At 58.9% G+C, this 23,095-nt stretch carries 18 protein-coding genes and 1 pseudogene; 8 read left to right on the top strand and 11 right to left on the bottom strand.

Going from position 1 to position 23,095, the window contains the following annotated elements; all coding sequences use genetic code 11:
- Nucleotides 1–81: 81 nt before the first annotated feature.
- Nucleotides 82–1,110, top strand: a complete 1,029-nt coding sequence (locus LPQ25_RS14120) for a CorA family divalent cation transporter (RefSeq protein WP_004179669.1) — start codon at nt 82–84, stop codon at nt 1,108–1,110.
- A gap of 13 nt (nt 1,111–1,123) precedes the next feature.
- Here LPQ25_RS14120 and LPQ25_RS14115 read toward each other — a convergent pair whose 3' ends face one another.
- Both LPQ25_RS14115 and malX read right to left on the bottom strand, forming a co-directional pair.
- Nucleotides 1,124–2,296: a MalY/PatB family protein gene (locus LPQ25_RS14115; RefSeq protein WP_014907668.1), complete on the bottom strand. Its 1,173-nt coding sequence runs from the start codon at nt 2,294–2,296 to the stop codon at nt 1,124–1,126.
- A 51-nt stretch (nt 2,297–2,347) separates the two neighbouring features.
- Nucleotides 2,348–3,940 (bottom strand): maltose/glucose-specific PTS transporter subunit IIBC, encoded by a 1,593-nt coding sequence (malX, locus tag LPQ25_RS14110; RefSeq protein WP_048336755.1) that lies wholly within the window; start codon nt 3,938–3,940, stop codon nt 2,348–2,350.
- A 172-nt stretch (nt 3,941–4,112) separates the two neighbouring features.
- Here malX and LPQ25_RS14105 point away from each other — a divergent pair, with 172 nt between their 5' ends.
- A complete protein-coding gene (locus LPQ25_RS14105) occupies nt 4,113–5,141 on the top strand; it encodes a Mal regulon transcriptional regulator MalI (protein ID WP_004148253.1) in 1,029 nt (342 codons plus the stop codon).
- Between the two features lie 39 nt (nt 5,142–5,180).
- On the opposite strand, the gene LPQ25_RS14100 is transcribed toward LPQ25_RS14105, so the two are convergent.
- Together LPQ25_RS14100 and manA are read right to left on the bottom strand one after the other, a co-directional pair.
- Entirely contained in the window at nt 5,181–6,740 is a 1,560-nt protein-coding gene (locus LPQ25_RS14100) for a YdgA family protein (protein WP_004190339.1), read from the bottom strand.
- A gap of 86 nt (nt 6,741–6,826) precedes the next feature.
- The gene (manA, locus tag LPQ25_RS14095) at nt 6,827–8,005 is read right to left on the bottom strand and encodes a mannose-6-phosphate isomerase (RefSeq protein WP_002903312.1); all 1,179 of its coding nucleotides are present in this window, start codon (nt 8,003–8,005) and stop codon (nt 6,827–6,829) included.
- A 201-nt stretch (nt 8,006–8,206) separates the two neighbouring features.
- Here manA and fumA point away from each other — a divergent pair, with 201 nt between their 5' ends.
- Together fumA and fumC are read left to right on the top strand one after the other, a co-directional pair.
- On the top strand, nt 8,207–9,853 hold the full coding sequence (gene fumA, locus LPQ25_RS14090; protein WP_002903313.1) for a class I fumarate hydratase FumA: 1,647 nt from the start codon (nt 8,207–8,209) through the stop codon (nt 9,851–9,853).
- Between the two features lie 339 nt (nt 9,854–10,192).
- Nucleotides 10,193–11,593 carry a class II fumarate hydratase gene (gene fumC / locus LPQ25_RS14085; RefSeq protein ID WP_002903315.1) on the top strand — a complete coding sequence of 467 codons (1,401 nt, stop codon included), beginning with the start codon at nt 10,193–10,195 and terminating at the stop codon, nt 11,591–11,593.
- Here the strand turns inward: fumC and tus are convergent.
- From tus to rstA, 4 genes and pseudogenes are all read right to left on the bottom strand, one after another.
- Nucleotides 11,583–12,513 (bottom strand): annotated as a pseudogene (tus, locus tag LPQ25_RS14080) (DNA replication terminus site-binding protein). The gene fumC and the pseudogene tus sit on opposite strands and share 11 nt — an antisense overlap.
- A gap of 75 nt (nt 12,514–12,588) precedes the next feature.
- Nucleotides 12,589–13,890, bottom strand: coding sequence for a two-component system sensor histidine kinase RstB (gene rstB / locus LPQ25_RS14075; protein ID WP_004140030.1), 1,302 nt, complete (start codon nt 13,888–13,890; stop codon nt 12,589–12,591).
- A 256-nt stretch (nt 13,891–14,146) separates the two neighbouring features.
- Nucleotides 14,147–14,509, bottom strand: a complete 363-nt coding sequence (locus LPQ25_RS14070) for a hypothetical protein (RefSeq protein ID WP_002903374.1) — start codon at nt 14,507–14,509, stop codon at nt 14,147–14,149.
- Nucleotides 14,510–14,751: 242 nt separating this feature from the next.
- The gene (gene rstA, locus LPQ25_RS14065) at nt 14,752–15,471 is read right to left on the bottom strand and encodes a two-component system response regulator RstA (protein ID WP_002903377.1); all 720 of its coding nucleotides are present in this window, start codon (nt 15,469–15,471) and stop codon (nt 14,752–14,754) included.
- A gap of 128 nt (nt 15,472–15,599) precedes the next feature.
- On the opposite strand from rstA, the gene LPQ25_RS14060 reads away from it, so the two are divergent.
- Entirely contained in the window at nt 15,600–15,935 is a 336-nt protein-coding gene (locus LPQ25_RS14060; protein WP_002903379.1) for a GlpM family protein, read from the top strand.
- Here the strand turns inward: LPQ25_RS14060 and folM are convergent.
- From folM to ydgH, 3 genes are all read right to left on the bottom strand, one after another.
- Complete coding sequence (gene folM, locus LPQ25_RS14055; protein ID WP_015874751.1) at nt 15,932–16,654, bottom strand: dihydromonapterin reductase; 723 nt, start codon at nt 16,652–16,654, stop codon at nt 15,932–15,934. The two genes, LPQ25_RS14060 and folM, sit on opposite strands and share 4 nt — an antisense overlap.
- Nucleotides 16,655–16,690: 36 nt before the next feature.
- Nucleotides 16,691–18,073: an amino acid permease gene (locus tag LPQ25_RS14050; RefSeq protein ID WP_014907665.1), complete on the bottom strand. Its 1,383-nt coding sequence runs from the start codon at nt 18,071–18,073 to the stop codon at nt 16,691–16,693.
- A gap of 177 nt (nt 18,074–18,250) precedes the next feature.
- A complete protein-coding gene (ydgH, locus tag LPQ25_RS14045) occupies nt 18,251–19,201 on the bottom strand; it encodes a DUF1471 family protein YdgH (protein WP_002903384.1) in 951 nt (316 codons plus the stop codon).
- A gap of 521 nt (nt 19,202–19,722) precedes the next feature.
- On the opposite strand from ydgH, the gene pntA reads away from it, so the two are divergent.
- From pntA to LPQ25_RS14025, 3 genes are all read left to right on the top strand, one after another.
- Nucleotides 19,723–21,252: a Re/Si-specific NAD(P)(+) transhydrogenase subunit alpha gene (gene pntA / locus LPQ25_RS14035; protein WP_004148265.1), complete on the top strand. Its 1,530-nt coding sequence runs from the start codon at nt 19,723–19,725 to the stop codon at nt 21,250–21,252.
- A 10-nt stretch (nt 21,253–21,262) separates the two neighbouring features.
- Entirely contained in the window at nt 21,263–22,651 is a 1,389-nt protein-coding gene (pntB, locus tag LPQ25_RS14030) for a Re/Si-specific NAD(P)(+) transhydrogenase subunit beta (protein WP_002903386.1), read from the top strand.
- Nucleotides 22,652–22,799: 148 nt separating this feature from the next.
- Entirely contained in the window at nt 22,800–22,988 is a 189-nt protein-coding gene (locus LPQ25_RS14025) for a YdiH family protein (protein WP_002903388.1), read from the top strand.
- Nucleotides 22,989–23,095: the final 107 nt, after the last annotated feature.

The following is a 23,095-nucleotide window of genomic DNA, read 5'->3' as shown; positions in this document are numbered from 1 at the left end:
TAACCTTGCCAGCCCGCGGAAAATAGCGAAAGATGGCAATATTCGGGCATCAACGGTGCCAGTGCCTGTCCTGAGGGAGCCATGAGTCAAGACGTCACCGCGAAGATGTTAAAGCCCGATTTTGATAGTGAAGTTTCCGGCCTGGTGCATGGCTATTTGTTTCATGAACAGCGCCCCCCGCAGCCGATCGCCTCTGGCGAGGTATGCGCCCGCTATCAGGCGCTCGCCGATGACAAGGCGTTTATCTGGTTACACCTGAATCTTAATCACGCCACCGCCGAGAAATGGTTAACCAGCCACTTTCCGGTGGCCGATTTTTTCTTCGAGGAGATCCGCAGCGGCTCGCACACCACCCGCATTGAGCGACAGGGGGAAAATCTGTTCGCTGTGCTTAACGATGTGCTGTTTCGTCCGCAGGATACCAGCGCGGAAACCGCCACGCTGTGGCTCTACTGTAGCCCCAGGCTGGTGGTGACGGCGCGCTTCAAACCGTTGCGGTTTATCGAATGGATGCTGCCGCGCTTGCAGACGCTCAGGGTGAACACGTCTACTGAGCTGCTGGCCTTTCTGCTGGAGGAGCAGGAGGAGGTGCTGGAGCAGGTCGTCCGCCAGGCCAGCCGCCATGTTGACCTTATTGAAGAGCGTCTTCTGAGCAATCACGTGCAGCGCAATCGGGCCGATCTGGCGCGGCTACGGCGGATGCTTTTACGCTTCCAGCGGCTGCTGGCGCCGGAGCCGGCGGCGATGTTCCGGCTGCTTAACCGGCCGCCGGCGTGGATGGATCGCGCGGTGGTGCAGGCGTTTCGTCAGTTCACCGAAGAGTTTAGCGTGGTGCTTAACGATCTGTCGGGCCTGATCGAGCGCATCAGTCTGCTGCAGGAGGAGATTGGCGCCCGCCAGCTGGAGCAGAGCAATCGCACCCTCTATACCCTGACGGTGATCACCGTCCTCGCGCTGCCGATTAACATCGTCGCCGGTTTTTTCGGCATGAACGTCGGTGGGATCCCGCTGGCAAGCAACCACCACGGGTTTATCCTGCTGGTGGTGATTGTCGCTGTCTTTACCCTCGGCGCCGGTTACCTGGCGTTTCGCCGGCGCGATGACCTGTAGATTGCGCGTCGAATCAGCTGAGGCTGCGCAGGGCGGCAATCAGTCCTTCGACACAGCGTTCCAGCTTCTCGCGCGGGCAGCCGACGTTGAGTCGCAGAAAGCCGTTGCCCTCAGGACCATAGGTATAACCCGGCATAATCGCCACCTTCTGTTCGGCGATCAGCGCCTGCTGTAGCGCGCGATCGTCAACGTTGAGCGGGCGCAGGTCGATCCATGCCAGGTAGGTGGCCTCCGGCGGCTGCCAGCAGAGCGCGGGGAAGGCGTTGTTGAGCGTGTCGGCGACATAGCGCATATTCGCCTGCAGGTAGTCGCGCAGGGCATCGAGCCAGGGAGCCCCGTCGCGGTAGGCGGCGATATGGGCGACCAGCGCCGGCACGGAAGGGGAAGAGAGCCCGTCGCGACCCTTTAGCGCCTGCAGGTAGCTGTCGCGCTCGTTCTCTTCGGGGATAAAGCCGTAGGCCCCGGTAAAGGCCGGAATATTGAAGCTCTTCGAACCGGAGGTGAACAGCGCCCATGGTCCCTGAGCGACCTCGCTCCACGGGATATGGCGGTGTTCGCTCCAGGTCATGTCCATATGAATTTCGTCGCTAATCACCCTGACGCCATGTCTTTGACACAGGGCCGCCATGGTCTCCAGCTCCTCGCGACGCCAGACTTTCCCCGTTGGGTTGTGCGGGCTGCACAGCAGCAGCAGGGTATTCTTTGGCTCCGCCAGCGCCGCCTCCAGGCGCTCCATATCGCAGCGCCACCGATTATCCTTCAGGATCAATGGCACCGGGGCAATCCGCCGCCGGTTAGCGGTGATGGTGTTATAGAACGCATCGTAGGCAGGGGTGTGGACCACGATGCCGTCGCCTTCTTTCGACCACTGGCGGATGGTTTCCGCCACCATATAGATAACCGACGGTCCGTAGACCACAGATTGCGGATCGATGTCGCTGTTAAAGCGGCTGGCGTACCAGTGGGCAATCGCCCCGAGAAACGCCTCGTTGCGCCAGCGGCTGTAGCCGAACACCCCGTGGGCCAGCCGCTGGCTGACGGCGTCGAGAATACAGGGCGCGGTGGCGAAATCCATATCGGAAATAGTGAACGGCAGCAGATCGGCGGCGCCAAACCGGTCGGCGACATAGTCCCATTGCGTGCACCAGGTGCCGTGGCGATCGATAGGGGTGGCAAAATCAAACATTGGAGCTTCCTTAGCGAGCGCCCCCTCCGTAGCGGAGGGGGACTAGTGGGATCAGGCCTGCACGGTATTCATCAGCGTGGCCATCTCATCTTTTACCGACTGTACCTGCGGGCCAATAACCACCTGCAGATTATGCTGGTTGAGCTGTACCACCCCGATGGCGCGATGGGCTTTCAGCGCGGCGGCGTCCACTTTGCTCATATCGTGCACCGACAGGCGCAGACGGGTAATGCAGTTATCCAGCGAAACAATGTTCTCTGCGCCGCCGAGCGCCGCCAGAATCGCCGGTACGTTATACCCGGATTTGCCGATGGTACCGGCGACGGCTTTCTCCACGCTGGCGGCAGTGTCGATGTCGCGGCCCGGCGTTTTCAGATTGAAGCGGGTGATGGCGAAGCGGAAGATGGCATAGTAGACCGCGAACCAGATAGCCGCCACTACCGGCACCAGATACCACTTGGTCGCCAGGCCATGCAGAATGCCAAACACCACGAAGTCGATGATATTGCCGTCGGTGTTGCCGATGGTTACCCCGAGCACCGCCATGATGGTAAAGCCGAGACCGGTCAGCAGCGCGTGGATGACATACAGGACCGGCGCGACAAACAAGAACAAGAACTCCAGCGGCTCGGTGGTGCCGCCGACCACGCAGGCGATGACCCCGGAGATCAGCAGGCCTTTAATTTTATGTCGGTTTTCCGGACGGGCGCAGTGGTACATCGCCAGCGCGGCTCCCGGCAGGCCGCCGAGGAATGCCGGCATTTTACCCTGCGACAGGAAACGGGTGGCGCTTTCGGCGAAGCCGTGGGTCGTCGGACAGCTCAGCTGCGCCTGGAAGATGGTCAGCGCGCCGCTGACGCTGTGGCCGCAGACGTCGAGAGTGCCGCCGGCTTCGGTAAAGCGGATCAGCGCCACCAGAATATGGTGCAGGCCAAACGGCAGCAGCAGTCGCTCGCCGGTGCCGAAGATCATCGGCCCCAAATCCCCGGCGCTGTTGATCATCTTCCCGAGGGCGTTGATCCCCATAGCGAAGACTGGCCACACCAGCGGGATCGCCAGCCCGACCAGCCCCAGCACCACGGTGGTGACGATCGGCACGAAGCGGGTGCCGCCGAAGAAGGCCAGGGCGTCCGGCAGGCGAATGTTATGGAAGCGTTCATGCAGCAGCCAGACGATAATCCCGGCGATCACCGCCCCGAGGATCCCGGTATCGATTGACGGAATGCCGATAATGTTCTGGATATTGTTGGCCTTCAGGATCGCGGCGTCGGTGGTGGGCAGAATACCCTTCGCGGTCAGCCAGAAGTTGACCGCCAGGTTCATGACCGCGTAGCCAACGAAGCCGGCGAAGGCGGCGACGCCTTTGTTCTCTCGCGCCAGACCCAGCGGGATGGCGATACAAAACATGACCGGCAGGAAGCTGAAGGCAAAGGAGCCGACCTTGCTCATCCAGATAAAGATGGCCTGCAGCAGCGGCATATCCAGCCACGGCAGCAGAGTCAAAACATCGTGACTGCTTAGCGAGCTGCCGATCCCCTGCATGATCCCGCAAAACGAGAGCAACGCTACGGGCAGCATGAAGGTTTTTCCCAGCTGCTGGAAAAATTCCCATAAGGTGATTTTTGGTGCTGTTTTCGCCGTCATAGCACGGTTCCTGATTCATAAGTGGTCGGGAGAACTAATGCCACGGCAAGATAAAACGTTTTATCACTTTTTAGTGCGATAAAAATCACATATTCAAGCGATAATAAGGTTTATAAAGATCGCACAATGATAAAACGATTTATCGACAGGCAAGGGAGTCAGCCAGCAGGTTATGGCTATCGCAAAAAAGATCACCATCAATGATGTGGCGCTGGCTGCCGGCGTCTCCGTGAGTACCGTTTCACTGGTACTGAGCGGCAAAGGGCGCATCTCCAGCGCCACCGGCGAGCGGGTTAATCAGGCTATCGAACAGCTGGGATTTGTGCGCAATCGTCAGGCGGCCTCGCTGCGCGGTGGGCAGAGCGGGGTGATTGGCCTTATCGTCAGCGACCTGTCAAAACCGTTTTATGCTGAATTAACCGCCGGCCTCACCGATGCCCTGGAGAGGCAGGGGAAAATGGTATTTCTCACCCAGGGAGGCCGCAGCGGCGAGAAGATGGCCCAGCGGTTTGATACGCTGGCGGCGCAGGGGGTGGACGGGGTGATTATCGCCGGGGCGATCGACCGCGGGAGCGAGCTGCGCGAGCGTGCGGCGGAGGCGGGGGTGCCGCTGGTGTTTGCTTCCCGCGCCAGCTATCTTGACGATGTCGACCTGATCCGCCCGGACAACATGCAGGCGGCGCAGCTGGTGACGGAGCATCTTATCCGCCGCGGCCATCAGCGGATCGCCTGGCTCGGCGGGCAGAGTGCTTCGCTGACGCGCGCCGAGCGGGTCGGCGGCTATTGCGCCACCTTGCTGAAATACGGCCTGCCGTTTCACAGCGAATGGGTGCTGGAGTGCGAGTCCAGCCAGAAGCAGGCGGCGGAGGCGATGACCGGCCTGCTGCGCCAGAATCCGACCATCACCGCGGTGCTGTGCTACAACAACGTGGTAGCCACCGGCGCGTGGTTCGGTCTGTTACGGGCTGGAAGACAGAGCGGGGAAGATGGCGTCGAGAGCTACTTTGAGCAGCGGGTGGCGCTGGCGGCGTTTGCCGACGTGCCGGAGGCCGCCCTCGACGACCTGCCTCTCACCTGGGTGACCACCCCGGCGCGGGAGATGGGGAAAAGCCTGGCGGATTCGATGCTGCGGCGGCTGGAAGAGGGGACTGGCGAGACGCGAAACCAGATTATGCCCCCGCGGCTGGTGACGCGAAAATGAGGGAGACGGCGCGCGCTGGCCGTCTCCTGTACCGATAAGTTACGGCTGCGGGGCGGCGTCGTCCTGCTGAGGAGCGGCGTCATCCTGCTGCGGCTGGCCTTCCTGCGGCGCGCTGTCCGGCAGCGAAGGCGCTTCCAGACCAAACATCGCGGCAAAGTCTTGCAGCGGCATTTTCTGTCCGTTCAGCGTCACCTGGCCGTTCGCGTACTGCAGACTGCTGCTGATGGCGTTATCTTCCATGGTGGTAATGCGGAACATCTGGCCCATCGCCGCCAGGCCTTTGACCTGCTGATCGGCGAGTTTGGCGGCATCGGCCGGCTGATAGCCTTCCAGACCGGCGATCTTAGTCATAAACTCCGTCGCCATATCCACCGGGATCACCACTTTGCCGTCCAGGGACTGCACCACGCGATCCAGGCTGTCCGCCAGGGTCTGCGGCGGAGCGGTCACCTGGGCCGGATCTTTCAGCAGAACCGAGAGGTTGAGGGTGCTTTCGCCTTTGGCATTGCGCCAGCTCAGCGGAGAGATGGTCACCGACGGGTTGCCTTTGAGCAGGATCGGCAGCGCATTGAACAGCGTTTCGGTGAGGGCCTGCTGATACAGCTCCGGATTCTGCGCCAGCTCCGGTTTCGCCAGCAGCGCCTGAGACTGCGCGCTGTACTGCTGACTGAACTGGTGCCACGCCTGACCGTCGACGTTATCCACTTTCAGCGTGAGTTTGCCGCTGCCCATATCCTGCCCCTGCAGCTTGAGGCTGTTGACGGTGTAGTTCACCTGGCTGTTCACGCCTTTGCCGTCCTGGGTCAGCGTCGAGCCGCCGTCCAGCGCCATGCCGTCGATCAGCGCCAGCTCTTTGCCTTCGACGCTGATGGCCAGTTTATCGAGGGTCATTTTTTGCTGGCCGATACGTTCGTTGAAGCTGGCCAGCTCGGTGGCGCCGTCGGTGGTCAGGTTGACGAAGCGCAGCTGTACCTTCTGATTATATTCGTTGAGCGCATCGATCTGCCCGCTGCCGGCCTGGCCCTTCAGGCTGATGTTTTTGCCGTCGCGGTCGGCGTCGAGCTGGAACTGACCGCCGCTGAAGGTGACTTTCTCATCGCCTTTAGCGTAGTCGAGGGCGTTAAGGACGATAGCCGACTGGCTGTCGCCGCTGTAGGCAATGCGCGTATCGACGGTAAAGGGGGTGTCGCCTTTGGCTATCTCGAACAGCGCCTGGCTGGCGTCGTTTTTCACCAGCGTGGTGTGGACGGAAGCCATTGCCGGCGCCAGATTAAAGGCTTTTAACGAGGCCAGCGGGAAGGGGCCATGATCGACCACTTCGTCAAGCACCACGCTCTGCCCGGCGGCCAGCCAGCCGTTAGCCTGACCGGCGATCGGCTTCACCACCAGCTGCAGATGGCTGCTGAACAGCCCGCGCTGGTAGTCCTGATAGCTCAGCTCCAGACCTGACTCCGGCGCGCTGCTGCGCAGCTGGGCGTTTGCCTGCTGCACCATATCGGCGATCCGGCCTTCCAGCTGTTTACCAGTGAACCAGGCGCCGCCTGTCCATACCACGCCCAGCGCCACGATGACTCCTGCTGCGACCAGCGATTTTTTCATAGCATTTATCCATAAATGAAGCCAGGCGGAGAGACCGCCTGGCTGAGTTATCACCAACAGTAAGCGCGACCTGAAGGGGCAGTCGCTTACTGGAGCTTATTGAAAACGCGCGCCACGCGGCCGCGGCCGCTGACCTGCACCGGCGATTCACTGGCGGCCACGAAGGCCGACTCGCCCGGCTTGAGGGTCAGGCTCTGGTCGCCTTTGCGCAGTACGGCTTCGCCGTCGACGCAGAACACGATCGCCGCGCTTGCCTGGGCCAGATCGCTGGCCTCGGCGGAGAGGTCATGCAGGGAGAAGGCAAAATCTTCCACCGGGATCGGGAAGTCGAGTTCCGCGCCGTGACGCTGCGGCTGGGTCAACAGCTCACCCGCCGGTTTAGCCTCGAACTTGACGTTAGCAACCAGCTCAGGAATATCAATGTATTTCGGCGTCAGGCCGGCGCGCAGTACGTTATCCGAGTTGGCCATCACCTCCAGCGCCACCCCCTGCAGATAGGCGTGCGGCGTTTCAGCAAACAGGAACATCGCTTCGCCTGGGTTCAGCTTCACTACGTTCAGCAGCAGCGGGGAGAAGAGGCCGCTGTCGTCCGGATAGAATTCCGCGATCAGGCGGATTGTCTGCCACGGTTCGCCTTGTTCACGGGCCAGTACGTCGCGCAGCACCTGCAGCGCCTTGGCCTTTTCCTCACCCTGCATATTTAGCAGGCTGGCAAACAGCTGGCTCAGGTGAGTCGCGTCCGGCTGCTGCAGGAAGGCGCCGATTGCCGGATGCGCGCTAGCCACCGGCTGCAGCAGGGTGACAATCTCGCTGAACTCGCGAAATGCATTCATCGCCAGGAACGGCGTCAGGGCAAAAACCAGCTCCGGTTTGTGGTTCGGATCTTTGTAGTTACGCTCGGCGGCGGAGAGCGGGATACCGGCGGCGTTCTCGCGGGCGAAACCTTCTTCCGAGGCCTGCTTGTTGGGATGCACCTGAATTGAGAGCGGCTGAGCGGCGCACAGTACCTTAAACAGGAACGGCAGTTCACCAAAGCGGGCGGCAACCTTGTCGCCGAGCAGAGCGGCTTTATCCGCGTCAATCACCTCGCGCAGCGAACGCGGCTGGCCGTCGGCCGCCAGGATCTGCGAACTGCTCTTCGGATGCGCCCCCATCCACAGCTCTGCCATCGGCAGATTGTCCGGGTTGGCGATGCCATAGAGTTCGGTTAAGGCGGTGTGGCTTCCCCATGCATAGTTCTGCACGGCGTTAATCAGCTTTTGCATTCTCAATCCCTGTTTCAAACAAAGTAAATTTTATCGCCCTATTAAACCAGCAAACGGTGGAGAAGCAACTGCTGAAAGAAAAAGTCGTCCTTGTCTCAGTTTTTGTTAAAAAATTGTGTAAGATTGTTCGACTCGCTTTTCTACAGGCACATGGAGTCCCTGCCTGAAACATAATCAGCCAAAGCAGTAAGTGAGAGTACAATGTCGAATAAACCGTTTGTTTACCAGGATCCTTTTCCGCTCAAAAAGGATGACACCGAGTATTATCTCCTCAGCAGTGATTACGTCTCCGTCGCCGAATTCGCCGGCCAGGAAGTGCTAAAAGTTGACCCTCAGGCGCTGACCCTTCTGGCGCAGCATGCTTTCCACGACGCCTCCTTTATGCTTCGCCCTGCGCATCAGCAGCAGGTGGCGGATATCCTTAACGATCCGGAAGCCAGCGAAAACGATAAATACGTCGCGCTGCAGTTCCTGCGCAACTCGGATATCGCCGCCAAAGGTATTCTGCCCACCTGCCAGGACACCGGCACCGCGATCATCATGGGTAAAAAAGGCCAGCGCGTGTGGACCGGCGGCGGCGATGAAGCCGCCCTGGCGCAGGGGGTGTACAACACCTATATCCAGGACAACCTGCGCTACTCGCAGAACGCGCCGCTGGATATGTATAAAGAGGTTAACACTGGCACCAACCTGCCGGCGCAGATCGATCTCTATGCTACCGATGGCGATGAGTACAAATTCCTCTGCATCGCCAAGGGCGGCGGCTCGGCGAACAAAACCTATCTGTACCAGGAAACCAAAGCGCTGATCACCCCGGCGAAGCTGAAAAATTACCTCGTCGAGAAGATGCGCACCCTCGGTACTGCCGCCTGTCCACCGTACCATATCGCCTTCGTGATCGGCGGTACCTCGGCGGAAGCGACGCTGAAGACCGTGAAGCTGGCGTCCACCAAATACTACGATGGCCTGCCGACCGAAGGTAACGAGCACGGCCAGGCGTTCCGCGACGTGCAGCTGGAGCAGGAGCTGCTGCTGGAGGCGCAGAACCTTGGTCTCGGCGCGCAGTTCGGCGGGAAATACTTTGCCCACGATATCCGCGTGATCCGTCTGCCGCGTCACGGCGCTTCCTGCCCGGTAGGGATGGGGGTTTCCTGTTCCGCCGACCGCAACATCAAAGCCAAAATTAACCGCGACGGCATCTGGATCGAGAAGCTGGAGAGCAACCCGGGGAAATATATCCCTGAGCATCTGCGCCAGGCCGGGGAAGGCGAAGCGGTGAAGGTAAATCTTAACCAGCCGATGAGCGAGATCCTGGCGCAGCTGTCGCAGTATCCGGTGTCCACCCGCCTGTCGCTGAGCGGGACTATCATCGTCGCCCGCGATATCGCCCACGCTAAGCTGAAGGAGCTTATCGACAACGGCGAGGCGCTGCCGCAGTACGTCAAAGATCACCCGATCTACTACGCAGGTCCGGCCAAGACGCCGGACGGTTACGCCTCCGGCTCTTTGGGGCCGACTACCGCAGGCCGCATGGACTCTTACGTTGATCTGCTGCAGTCCCATGGGGCGAGCAAGATCATGCTGGCGAAAGGCAACCGCAGCCAGCAGGTCACCGACGCCTGCCACAAACACGGCGGCTTCTACCTCGGCAGCATCGGCGGCCCGGCGGCAGTGCTGGCCCAGCAGAGCATCAAGAGCCTCGAGTGCGTGGCCTATCCGGAGCTGGGTATGGAGGCTATCTGGAAAATTGAAGTGGAGGATTTCCCGGCCTTTATCCTCGTTGATGATAAAGGCAATGACTTCTTCCAGCAGATCCAGACCTCGCAGTGCGCCCGCTGCGTGAAGTAACCCAGGCCGCCCTTCGGGGCGGCGCTGGTCGATGACAAACCTGATTTCGTTAGGGTGAGCGCCTTTCTGCCGGGTAGCGGCTTTCGCCTTACCCGGCCTACGAAAAACAGCAATATCAATAAGTTATGCAGTTCTCTGTAGGCTCGCGCAAGCGTAGCGCCGCCGGGCAATCCCGACGATTGCATTTTGTCAGCGGTCTGGGCCGCCCCTCGGGGCGGCTTTTTTTATGTCGCTTCGCGGCACGAACCACCAAAACAACTTATCAATCTGGCCAATACTTAGTCTTTTAAGCAGGTGAGCTTTGTCGCTATGACGCACTTTTCATCCAAGGAGAAAGTAATGACAACGCATCGCAGTGAAAAAGACTCGATGGGCGCCATCGAGGTCCCGGCCGATAAACTCTGGGGCGCCCAGACCCAGCGCTCGCTGGAGCATTTCCGCATCTCGACCGAAAAAATGCCCGGGGAGCTGATATACGCCCTGGCGCTGACCAAGCGGGCGGCGGCGAAGGTTAACCAGGATCTCGGACTGTTGACGGCGGAGAAAGCCGGGGCGATCGTCGCCGCCGCTGACGAAGTGCTGGCCGGAAAGCACGCGCAGGAGTTCCCCCTGGCTATCTGGCAGACCGGCTCCGGCACCCAAAGCAATATGAATATGAACGAGGTGCTGGCCAACCGCGCCAGTGAACTGCTCGGCGGAGAACGGGGGATGGCGCGAAAAATTCATCCCAATGACGATGTGAATAAGAGCCAAAGCTCAAATGATGTATTCCCCACCGCCATGCACGTCGCGGCGCTGATTGCCCTGCGGGAAAAAGTGATCCCGTCACTGCAGGCGCTGCGGGCGACGCTCAATGAAAAAGCGGTGGCCTTCAGGGATATCGTCAAGATCGGCCGCACCCATCTGCAGGACGCCACGCCGCTCACCTTAGGCCAGGAGATCTCCGGCTGGGTGGCAATGCTGGACCATAGCCTGAAGCACATTGAAGCCAGTCAGCCGCATCTTGCCGAGCTGGCGCTGGGCGGGACGGCGGTAGGAACCGGGCTGAATACCCATCCGGAATATGCCGTACGGGTGGCGGCCGAGCTGGCGTCGCTCAGCGGACAGCCATTTGTCACCGCGCCGAACAAATTCGAAGCGCTGGCCACTGTGGATGCCCTGGTCCATGCCCACGGCGCGCTGAAAGGCCTGGCGGCCTCGCTGATGAAAATCGCTAACGATGTCCGCTGGCTGGCCTCCGGCCCCCGCTGCGGCATTGGTGAAATCGCCATCCCGGAAAACGAGCCAGGGTCATCGATTATGCCGGGCAAGGTTAACCCAACCCAGTGCGAAGCTCTGACCATGGTCTGCTGCCAGGTGATGGGCAACGACGTGGCGGTGAATATCGGCGGTGCTTCTGGTAACTTTGAGCTTAACGTCTATCGCCCGATGGTCATCCACAACTTCCTGCAGTCGGTGCGTCTGCTGGCGGATGGTATGGCGAGCTTTAACGAGCACTGTGCGGTGGGTATTGAACCGAATCGCGAGCGGATCAGTCAGTTGCTCAATGAGTCGCTGATGCTGGTTACTGCGCTGAATACCCATATCGGCTACGACAAGGCGGCGGAAATCGCTAAAAAAGCGCACCATGAGGGGCTGACTCTCAAAGCCTCGGCGCTGGCGCTGGGCTACCTGACGGAAGCCGAATTCGACAGCTGGGTGCGCCCGGAAGAGATGGTCGGCAGCCTGGCTATTCGCTAGCCAGCCAGAGGTGCAGGCGCGGGATAAGCAATCTCAGCGACTGCGCCTCCGGTTTGTAGCGATACTGCACATTGTCGGCATCATAGTTCAGCAGCTCGCCAATATCCGGTACGCTGACCCCCCGGCTGCCGGACATCAGGGCGATCAGCGGGCTGGGGCAGGCGTACTGTACCTGTTTCTGCTCGCCGGCGTACCAGACGCGGGCGATCGGCTGGACTTTCACCGGTCGTTTTATTTTCAGCCGCGCCCGCTGCGGCAGGGCGGCGATATCCTGATACTCCCTTTCCAGTTTGCTCTGCCACTGCTCCCGGGTCCACGGCGGCACCGCCCGCGGCGCTTGCAGGCTTTTCTCCAGCATCATCAACACCTGGTCGCGGGTCAGATTCTTGATGACGTGCTTATTGGCCCAGCCGAAGCGGATGGTGCTCGGGTCGACGAGGGGCGTCAGCGTGCGGTAGGCGCTAAGGGTGATCAACCCGGCAAATGACGGTGTACCCACTCAAAACGGGCGGTGGGGGCAGGCCGGAGTCGACGGTGACGATCTTCTCGAAGGTGGCCTTCAGGGCATTGATATGCTGAATACGCGCCAGCAGATCCTGCTGCTCCGCGGCGGTAACCTGCAGGCAGATAGCCCCCGGCAGGCGTACGGCGGCCTTGCTGCTGCGGTTTTCCGATTGCTGCTGGATAAACAGATGGCTGTAGTGGCGCAGGGCGCGCGCCAGGGCCGTCTTGCCGATGTGCTGCACCACCGGAATAGTGGCCAGCGGATCGTGCTCGGCATCCTTACCGATCGCCGGCAGTTCAAATACCCGGCCCGCCAGCAGACGGCAGTCACTTAACGCCTGCTGGAGCGCCTGCAGCTCCAGCTCGATCTGGCGAAAGGTATTATTCAGACGTTCAACGAGGTCGTAGCTGGCCATTATTACCACCTTAGTTACAACATACTATTAGATTTTTGCAGCATACCCAGCCCGCGGCTTCTGCGCAAGTTTTATTCAGGCAGAGGTGAAATCAGGCAGCTGATGATAGACCGGCCAGCTAAAGCAGAAGCGGGCGCCGCCGAGAGGGCTGGCCTCGCAGCGCACCTCGCCGCCCATCGCCTGGGCGATACTGTGGACAATCGCCAGGCCGAGGCCGCAGCCTCCTGTCGCCCGGTCCCGGCTGGGGTCAAGGCGGACAAAGGGCTCAAACACCCGCTCGCGCTCCTCGGGGGCGATTCCCGGGCCGTCATCCTCAACCAGCAACGATGCGCGCGAACCCTGCAGCGTCAGGCTGACCGCCACCCGCTGGCTGCTGTAGCGCAGGGCGTTGTTGACCAAATTATCCAGCACCCGCTCCATCAGTCGCATATCCAGCGCGCCGTAGTTACCGTGGGTCAGCGTCGCCAGGGCGACCTCGCGCTGTGGGTTAACCATCTGGATATCCTCGACGTGATCGCTGATCCAGGCGGGAAAATCGGGAGTCGTCAGGCTGAGCTCCGTCTGCGGGCGGTCGAGGCGGGCGTAGGTCAGGAGCTCTTCAATCAGCGCCTCCAGCTGACCGATATCGCGGTTCAGCGCCTGCGATTCCGCCTCGCTGAGATTCTCGCTCATCTCCAGACGGTAGCGCAGGCGTACCAGCGGTGTCCTGAGTTCATGGGCGATGCCGTCAATCAGTTGCTTTTTGCTGGCAATAAGCGCATTAATGTTATCGGCCATTTGGTTAAAGGCTACCCCGAGCCGCTCGAAGCTGGACATACTGTCGAAGTGAATGCGCTCGCTGAGGTGACCTTCGCCAAAGCGCTGGGCTGCCGTCTCAATGCGCAGCATGTCCTGCCAGTGCGGGCGCATCCAGATAAACACCGGAAAGGCCAGAGAGATAGCAATAAACGCCATCAGCGCCACGTCCAGCAGGCGCATCTCATGCAGAAAATAGAGATAGGGCACCGGGCCCACCGACAGCACATAGTGGCTGCGGGGAATGCGCTGAATAAAGGTGTACTGATCGTCGAGGGCGACGATATCGCCGGCGCGCAGGTGCTGCATCGAGCTTTCCGACAGCTTAAATTTGCTGATCGGCTCAATGTGCAGATCAAACGATAAATTCAGGTCCAGCTCTTTAAGGGTCTTACTCCAGTCGCGCGGCGGTATCTCCCGCAGCTCGCTGCGCATCAGATACAGCGAGCTTTTCATCAAATCGTCAAGCGACTGCCGTCCGGCGCGCTCCGCGGTAAATTTATAGACCAGACCGACCAGCATGGTCATCACCAGAAAGCAGACGAAGAGCAGAAGATAGAACTGCACGAACAGCTTTTTCATTACATTACCGCGTATTCAAGAGAAACCTGTCTGGCGCCCCAGGGGCATCTTCTGCGCGACTGGGAGTCAATGTTATCGATATCCCCGGGCGAGGCGCGGGGAAATCATAGATACGCTATCAAAGCAGGGTTTATGCCCCCTGACAATAGCCAGCCTGGAGACAGAACGGTGAAAAGGTGACAGTGTCACTCGATGCGGTGATTTCTTCACCCTCGGGGGGAGCAGGGCAATCGTATTTTGTGCGTCGATGGATACGCTACTCACGATAATAAGGAATGTCTACCGGATAGGTGGTCGTCAGACTCAGCAGCCGACAGCGCACCAGTTTTTCCGTTTCGGCATACCAGTAAGCAAACTCGCCGGTGGTCTGGTGGTAAATCATCTGATCGAGGTTGGCAAACGGGATCACCAGCAGCGGCCCCTGGCGAACGTGGCCGCCGCCGGTTTCAAAGTGATGCTGCCCCCAGGATTGCTGGGTATGTTCATAGCGATGAAGGATCACCTCGATTTGCCCGCGCTGCGGACAGAGGAGTCGAATATCGGCGTTGTCGAGGGAAAAAGCCCAGCCAGAGAGAGAAGTGAACAGTGAGAGTGCCAAAAGTACAACGTATTTCATCATGCAAAAGTCCTGTGTTTTCAGGCTTTATGCCACTCTGACAGCGGTAAGTCCTTGAGCACAATCATATTGAGGAGTTATGTGATGGGGTTCTGTACGGCTAATTCTATTGATTTAATCAATATGACAAGTTCCGGTGATGAATGTGCGCGCCAGGGACGAACGCAGCAGGCAGCAAACGTGATAACTTTGCCGCCGGCGAGCGCGCAATGAGCGGGCCCCTCGCAGGGCCGCAGAAGGGCTGCTTAGTTATCCCAGGCGTGAGGGGCGAACAGGTAGCCTTTGTTGCGAACGGTCTTAATACGATAGGGCTCCGTGGCGTTGTCGAGCAGTTTTTTGCGCAGGCGGGAGATAGCCACGTCGACGCTGCGATCCATCCCGTCATAGGTAACGCCGCGTAAATTTTTCAGCAGTGCGTCGCGGTCCATAATCTGCCCGGCGTGGGTGGCCAACTCCCACAGCAGATCGAAATCGGCGGTCGACAGGGCGACGTTTTCTCCGCCAAGCAGCACCTGGCGGTTGACCGGGTCAATGGTCAGCGAGCCGAAGGAGATGGTTTTATGTGGCGTGAGCGTTGAGGAGGCGGATCCGGCGCCTGCCGGAGCAATATGCTGGCGCAAATGCAGACGCAGTCGCGCGAGAAGTACCGCTGGCGGGGTGGTTTTCAGAATATAATCGCTGGCGCCCATCTCCAGGGAGAGGATATGGTTCATATCGCTGTCGAGCGAAGTCAGCAGGACAATCGGCCCTTGCCATTGCCCGCGCAGATCGCGACAGAGCGTCATTCCGTCCTTGCCGGGCAGCATAATGTCCAGCAGCACCAGATCCGGTTTCTCCCGCGCGATCACCTCCTCAGCGCGGTCGCCGCGAGGCTCGACCACCACATCCATATCATGCTTGCCGAGATAGGCGGCGATCAGCGTGCCTACCTCAGGGTCATCCTCAACAAAAACGATTTTATTCATGTCTATTGCACATCAGTAAAAGAAGTAACATACACCGCACTTATTTTACCCGCCATTACTCTTTTATAAACAGCGTTAAATCCGCTATGCTGCCCTAACTTATTGATTCACTGTTAAGGCATACGGGCATGGGGCTGTTAATCAAAGGGCTGTTGGGAGCGCTGGTGGTGGTGCTGATTGGCGTGCTGGCGAAAACCAAAAACTACGCTATCGCTGGCCTGGTCCCGCTGTTTCCCACCTTTGCGCTCATCGCCCATTATATTGTCGCCAGCGAGCGGGGGATCGAAGCCCTGCGCGCGACCATCGTTTTCGGCATGTGGTCGATTCTTCCCTATTTTATCTATCTGCTGTCACTGTGGTATTTCACCGGGATCATGCGCCTGCCGTTGGCGCTGGCAGGCGCAGTGGGATGCTGGGGGCTGTGCGCCTGGCTGTTAATCCTCGGCTGGAGCCGTTTCCACTAGCGCAGCGGGCGGCCGCCGTCGACAGCGAATGAGCGGCCGGTAACGTAGCGGCTGGTAAACAGGTAATCGATGAGATCGCTAATCTCTTTTTCGCCAGGGGCGATTTTCATCAGCGATTTATCCAGCGCCTGCTGACGATAGGCCTCGTCGTCACCCTCATTAAACATGATTAGCGACGGCGCGATGGCGTTGACCTTAACCTCTGGCGCCAGCTTGCGAGCGAAGGAGCGGGTCATGTTATCCAGGGCGGCTTTGCTGGCGGCATAGGCGATATGTTTGTCGCTCCCGCGCTCCACCACGTAATCGGTGATATGGATAATGTCGCTGGCGGCATGGCCGTGGCCGCGCAGCAACGCCTCCAGCGCATGGTTGAGCAGATAGGGGGCGTGGACGTGGATCTGCATCATGCGGTTGATGACGGCGCTCAGCGGGACGCCCGGCTTTTCCGCCATCCAGTCGCTGGCGTTATGGATGATGGCGCGCAGACCGTCGGTGTGTGATTTGACCGCTTCAGCGAAGGTCAGAATGCCGTCATCGCTGCTAAAATCGGCCTGCAGGCAGAGCGCGCCCGCTTCGCGCAGGCCGTCAATCGCCGGATAGGGCGTACGATAGCTGACGATAACCGGCTGGCGCTGCTGCAGAAAATGGTGTGCCAGAGCGAGGCCGATGCGGCGGCCTGCTCCTGTGATCAGAATCGGGCGGGGCTGTTGTTCAGCCATGGGTATCTCCTATGCGTTCTGCGGCAGGGCGACCGCTTACCCCACCAGCATCCACGTTGCCGGCAAAGCGGCAACCAGCAATAAACCAATTAGCGCCACTTCGCGGCGTTTGAGCGAACGATCGTGCTGGTGCGTACGTCGGGCGTACAAAAAGACCAGAAGACCCGGAGCGTAAAGTACCACCGACAACAGCAAATGCACAGGCCCCGACGCGTATAATAACCATATGCCATAAATACAGGCGCCGATAGCCACCGCTTTATGCAGCGGGCGAGTGGCGATTTTCAGCAGAAAGGCGCCGACCAGCAGATAAGGCACGAGAATCATCTCAGAGGCAATGGTCAGCAGCGTGCCGTAGTCCGATCCGGTCAGCCAGATCAGCACCAGCGATACCTGAACGCTGATATTGGTCAACCACAATGAGGCGGAGGGGGCGTTGTTGCTATTCTGACGGGCAAACAGGCGCGGGAAGGCTTTATGAGTGGCGGCGAGGAAAGGCACCTCCGCGGCCATGATGGTCCAGCTGAGATAAGCGCCGCACACCGACACGATCAGCCCGGCGGCAATGACGATCTCCCCCCACGACCCCATCAGCCTGACCATCAGTCCCGCCATCGACGGGTTACGCATTTCGGCCAGTTCGCTGCGCGGCACAACGCCCAGCGACAGCAGGGTGACCAGCAGATACACCGCGAGGGCCGACAGCACCGCCAGCAGCGTCGCGCGGCCAACGTCGCGCTTGTGTCGCGCCCGCGCGGACACGACTACCGCCCCCTCCACGCCGATAAACACCCACAGGGTGATCAGCATGGTGTTTTTGACCTGCTCCCATACCGGCACGCCCAGCGCCAGGCCGCTAAAATCGAGGCGGAACGTATCCAGCTGAAAGGCCAGGGCGGCGAGCGCGACGAAGGCGCCCAGCGGCAGAAGCTTGGCGAGGGTGGCCACCAGGTTAATCCCCGCTGCCGTCTGGACACCGCGCAGGACCAGAAAGTGGACGACCCACAGCAGAACCGACGCGCCAACGATAGACTGCCAGGTATTACCATCGCCAAACAGGCGCAGCTCAGGGGTATCGGTGAAAAAACTGAGCGCCGAAAAGACGATAACCAGATAGGAGACGTTGGCGATCACCGCGCACAGCCAGTATCCCCAGGCGGAGCAGAAGCCGATCAGTTCGCCGAATCCTTCGCGAGCGTAGGTGAAGATCCCGCCGTCGAGGTCGGGACGAATACGGGTCAACAGCAGCATGGCGAAAGCGAGAAACAGGATCCCGACGCCGGTGATGGCCCAGCCAATGAGCAGAGCGGAGGGGCTGGCCACGGCAGCCATATTTTGCGGCAAACTGAATACGCCAGCGCCGAGCATTGAGCTAAGGACCAGGGCGGTCAGGGCGCTCAGGCCCAGTTTCTTTTCCATTGCATTCCCGAGGTGAAAATGGCTGTTCCAGAATATTTATTTTGCGAAATCGCATAAAAATGGAGGATTGCGCTAAGGCGCGGGATTTTACGGAGTGTCCGGGGGCCATGCAATGGCGGGGGATGAAAAAAAATGAAAAGGCGGCAATGCGCCGCCTTTTTAGCCAGCCAGCAGCGATTATTTGTACAAATCGGCGCTGATGGTGATGTTGCCGCCGCGTTCCTGCCACTGGCGGGTGATGTGGTAGTACTTCGCCCCTTTCTTCGCCGCGCGTTTCGCCGTCTGATAGGAGATTTCGGTCATGTTGCCGTAGTTGCCGGTGAACTGGATGTTATCGAACGGCACCATTTGCGCCGCAGTCACTTTGTTCACTTCTTCGACCTTAGTGCCGTTCGGCAGGGTGACAGTGTAACGTCCACCTTTCGAAGACTGAGTCTCAAAGAAACGCCCAACGCCGGTACCCGAACCCACCGCGGCGGTGGTGGCAACGCCCGGAATTTCCACGTTCTTCGCCGCTTCGCCGCCTTTGGCCAGCGCTGCGCGGCCAGCTTCAGAGTCAGCCGGGATCGCGTCCGGGCTCTGCAGCACGCGTTTTTCAGCATCTTTTTTGTAGATATAAGCGGTAATGCGCTGGTTGCCGCCCTGGTTGGCGTCAACCTGGCGGACGATAAAGAACGCATAGGCGCCTTTTGCTTTCGCCGCTTTGGTGATGGCGTCGTTGACTTCCGGCTGGCTGCGATAGAAGCCCTGAACGGTGACGGTGTCGTAAGGCATCAGCTCAACGGCCTGATCTTTCGGCAACTCCATCACGCCGTTGATAATGCGATTCTTCGGCGCATCCGCTTTCGGCGCGTCTTCTTTATAAAGGTCAGCCGTGACGCGCCAGTTGCCGCCATTGCCGTAGTCCGACGTGTCGACAACATAGAATGAGGCCGCGCCGTCTTTGTCGGCTTTGCGCGATACTGCCTGTACCGCATCGCCAATGGCATTAAACCGGCCGGTGACGACAACGCGATCGTAGGGCTTCAGCGCAGCCGCCTGCTCCGGGGTCAACTCGGTCGCTGCATGGGCAGACAACGTGGCGGTTGTCAGGAGAGCAGACGCCAGGAGGGTGTTTTTAAGCTTCATAAAAATAATCCTTTGCCTTGCGCAAACCATATACTGGTGTTGTTGTTGACTGAAAACGTTTGATTATTGCATTTAATCGCCGTGACTGTCTGCGTCAATTTTTGCTTGCCGCCCGAATCGTATACTACGGAAAGATAACATTTTTCGATATGTTGAAAAAACAGGCGCTTGACCAGCAAAAACGATAATCAATACCACTTTTATTAGTTAATATAATGTTAACACAATGATCTCAATGGCGATAAATGGCGTTTTATACCGCAGGATAAGCGGATTATCAGGCCTGGGCGGCAAATTCAGGTAAATATTGCTGCCCGGACCCATCTGAGCTGACAATAAGCAATAAAATCAAAATTTGTGTTTTATCGTAGTAGATCACAATCGGTATTTTCAGTAGGTTATAAAAAGTTTGTTACTGTTTCATTTTGTAGACAGCGAAAGATGGCGAGGAAGATTTTGCCGTTCTGGCGTTGTTGGGCAGAAAAGTAAACCATCATCAAAAACCGATGGAAGGGAAAACTATGCGTATTGGTGTACCACAAGAAAGGCTAGCCCAGGAGACCCGGGCCGCCGCCACGCCGAAGACCGTTGAGCAATTGCTCAAACTCGGCTTTAGCGTCGCGGTAGAAAGCGGCGCCGGGAAGCTGGCCAGCTTTGACGATGAGGCCTTTGCCGAGGCAGGAGCTGAAATCGTGACCGGCGACGAGGTATGGCAGTCTGATGTCATCCTTAAGGTCAATGCTCCGAATGACGATGAAATTGCCCTGCTGAATCCGGGGACCACGCTGATTAGCTTTATCTGGCCGGCGCAAAACCCGCAGCTGATGGAAAAACTGGCGGCCCGTAATATCAACGTAATGGCGATGGATTCCGTGCCGCGTATTTCCCGCGCCCAGTCGCTGGATGCGCTCAGCTCAATGGCCAACATCGCCGGGTACCGCGCTATCGTTGAAGCGGCGCATGAATTTGGTCGATTCTTTACCGGGCAGATTACGGCGGCAGGCAAGGTTCCGCCCGCCAAGGTGATGGTCATTGGCGCCGGGGTAGCCGGGCTGGCGGCGATTGGCGCCGCCAACAGCCTGGGCGCTATTGTTCGCGCCTTCGATACCCGTCCGGAAGTGAAGGAGCAGGTGCAGAGTATGGGTGCCGAGTTCCTCGAGCTGGACTTTAAAGAGGAAGCGGGCAGCGGCGATGGCTACGCCAAGGTGATGTCTGAGGCCTTTATTAAGGCTGAAATGGCGCTGTTCGCCGCGCAGGCGAAAGAGGTCGATATCATTGTCACCACGGCGTTAATCCCGGGCAAACCGGCGCCGAAGCTGATCACCCGCGAAATGGTCGACTCCATGAAATCGGGCAGCGTGGTGGTCGATCTGGCCTCGCAAAACGGCGGCAACTGTGAGTACACCGTACCGGGCGAAGTGGTGACCACCGCCAACGGCGTGAAAATCATCGGTTACACCGATCTTCCTGGCCGTCTGCCGACCCAGTCCTCCCAGCTCTACGGCACCAACCTGGTGAACCTGCTGAAGCTGCTGTGCAAAGAGAAAGACGGCAATATCGTTATCGATTTCGATGACGTGGTAGTGCGCGGCGTGACCGTTGTTCGCGAAGGTGAAATCACCTGGCCGGCGCCGCCGATTCAGGTCTCCGCTCAGCCGCAGGCCGCGGCGAAAAAAGTGGAAGCGCCGAAAGAAGCGGTGAAACCGGCGTCGCCGTGGCGCAAATATGCGCTGATGGCGCTGGCGATTATTCTCTTCGGCTGGCTGGCCAACGTGGCGCCAAAAGAGTTCCTCGGCCATTTCACCGTCTTCGCGCTGGCCTGCGTGGTGGGTTACTACGTGGTGTGGAACGTCTCCCATGCGCTGCATACGCCGCTGATGTCGGTGACCAATGCCATTTCGGGCATTATCGTGGTTGGCGCGTTGTTGCAGATAGGCCACGGCGGCTGGGTCAGCTTCCTGAGCTTTATCGCGGTGCTGATCGCCAGCATTAATATTTTCGGTGGTTTTACCGTGACTCAGCGCATGCTGAAAATGTTTCGCAAAGGATAAGGGGTAGCACATGTCTGGTGGATTAGTAACGGCTGCATACATTGTTGCTGCAATCCTGTTTATTTTCAGCCTGGCGGGCCTGTCGAAACACGAAACGTCGCAGCAGGGCAACTATTTCGGCATCGCCGGGATGGCCATTGCCCTGATCGCTACCATCCTGGGGCCGGACGCCGGCAACGTCGGCTGGATTATTCTTGCGATGGTGATCGGCGGGGCGATCGGTATTCGTCTGGCGAAGAAGGTCGAGATGACCGAGATGCCGGAGCTGGTGGCTATCCTGCACAGCTTCGTGGGGCTGGCAGCGGTGCTGGTGGGTTTCAACAGCTACCTGCAGCATGAAACCGGTATGGAGCAAATTCTGGTCAATATTCATTTGACCGAAGTGTTCCTCGGGATCTTCATCGGCGCGGTGACCTTCACCGGTTCGGTGGTGGCGTTTGGTAAATTGCGCGGCAAAATTTCCTCCAGGCCGCTGATGCTGCCCAATCGCCATAAGCTGAACCTGGCGGCGCTGGTGGTTTCCTTCATCCTGATGGTGATTTTTGTTCGCTCTGACAGCACCGGCACCCAGGTCCTGTGCCTGCTGGTGATGACCGCGATCGCGCTGGCCTTTGGCTGGCACCTGGTGGCCTCTATCGGCGGTGCGGACATGCCGGTGGTGGTCTCGATGCTCAACTCCTACTCGGGCTGGGCGGCGGCGGCGGCGGGCTTTATGCTGAGTAATGACCTGCTGATCGTCACCGGCGCGCTGGTGGGCTCTTCCGGCGCCATCCTCTCTTACATTATGTGTAAGGCGATGAACCGCTCCTTTATCAGCGTGATCGCCGGGGGCTTCGGCACCGATGGTTCCTCCAGCGGCGGCGATGAAGAAGTGGGCGAGCATCGCGAGATTAGTGCCGAAGAGACGGCGGAGATGCTGAAAAACTCGCACTCGGTGATCATCACCCCGGGCTACGGTATGGCGGTGGCTCAGGCGCAGTATCCGGTAGCAGAAATTACCGAGAAGCTGCGGGCGCGGGGTATCAAAGTTCGCTTTGGTATTCATCCGGTGGCCGGGCGCCTGCCGGGGCATATGAACGTCCTGCTGGCGGAAGCCAAAGTGCCTTACGACATCGTGCTGGAGATGGATGAGATCAACGACGATTTCAGCGACACCGACACCGTGCTAGTGATCGGCGCCAACGATACCGTCAACCCGGCGGCGCAGGACGATCCGAAGAGCCCGATCGCCGGCATGCCGGTGCTCGAGGTGTGGAAAGCGCAGAATGTGGTGGTCTTTAAGCGTTCAATGAACACCGGTTACGCCGGCGTACAGAACCCGCTGTTCTTTAAAGAGAACACTCATATGCTGTTTGGCGATGCTAAAGCCAGCGTCGATGCGATCCTGAAAGCGCTGTAATGTAACATAATTGTTTTACAACGTTTGTTTATAAGCCGTCTCCTGTGAGACGGCTTTTTTATATGCAGGGAGATACCTGGAATTGTTCATAAAATAAGCGGCAAGAGGTGATATAATGTTCCGGTTCTTACATCAGACAGAGGATATTATGGATACCGAGTTAACCCCAACGCAGATGGCCATCGAATTCTTACGCCGCGACCCCACCGTCATGACCCCAGCGCAGTATCTGAAAAAACTTAAACTGCTGGAGCTGGAGTTTGCTGACCTGATGGCGCTCTCCTCGCTGGAGCTGAAAGAAGAGATCGATCTGGCCTGGCGTCTGGGTATCCACTAAGCCATTCTCGCTGGACAGTGACAGGGGCCGCCAACGGCCCTTTTTTTGTGCCTGGCTGGCAGCAAGCAAAAAAATCCCCCGCGAGGCGGGGGAAGATGAGTGGTAGC

Origin of the sequence: Klebsiella sp. KPN54798, assembly GCF_021184225.1 — a bacterium.
GTDB classification, from domain to species: Bacteria; Pseudomonadota; Gammaproteobacteria; order Enterobacterales; family Enterobacteriaceae; genus Klebsiella; species Klebsiella pneumoniae.
The sequence above is the reverse complement of the archived record's forward strand: the minus strand, read 5'-3'. Positions and strand labels throughout refer to the sequence as shown.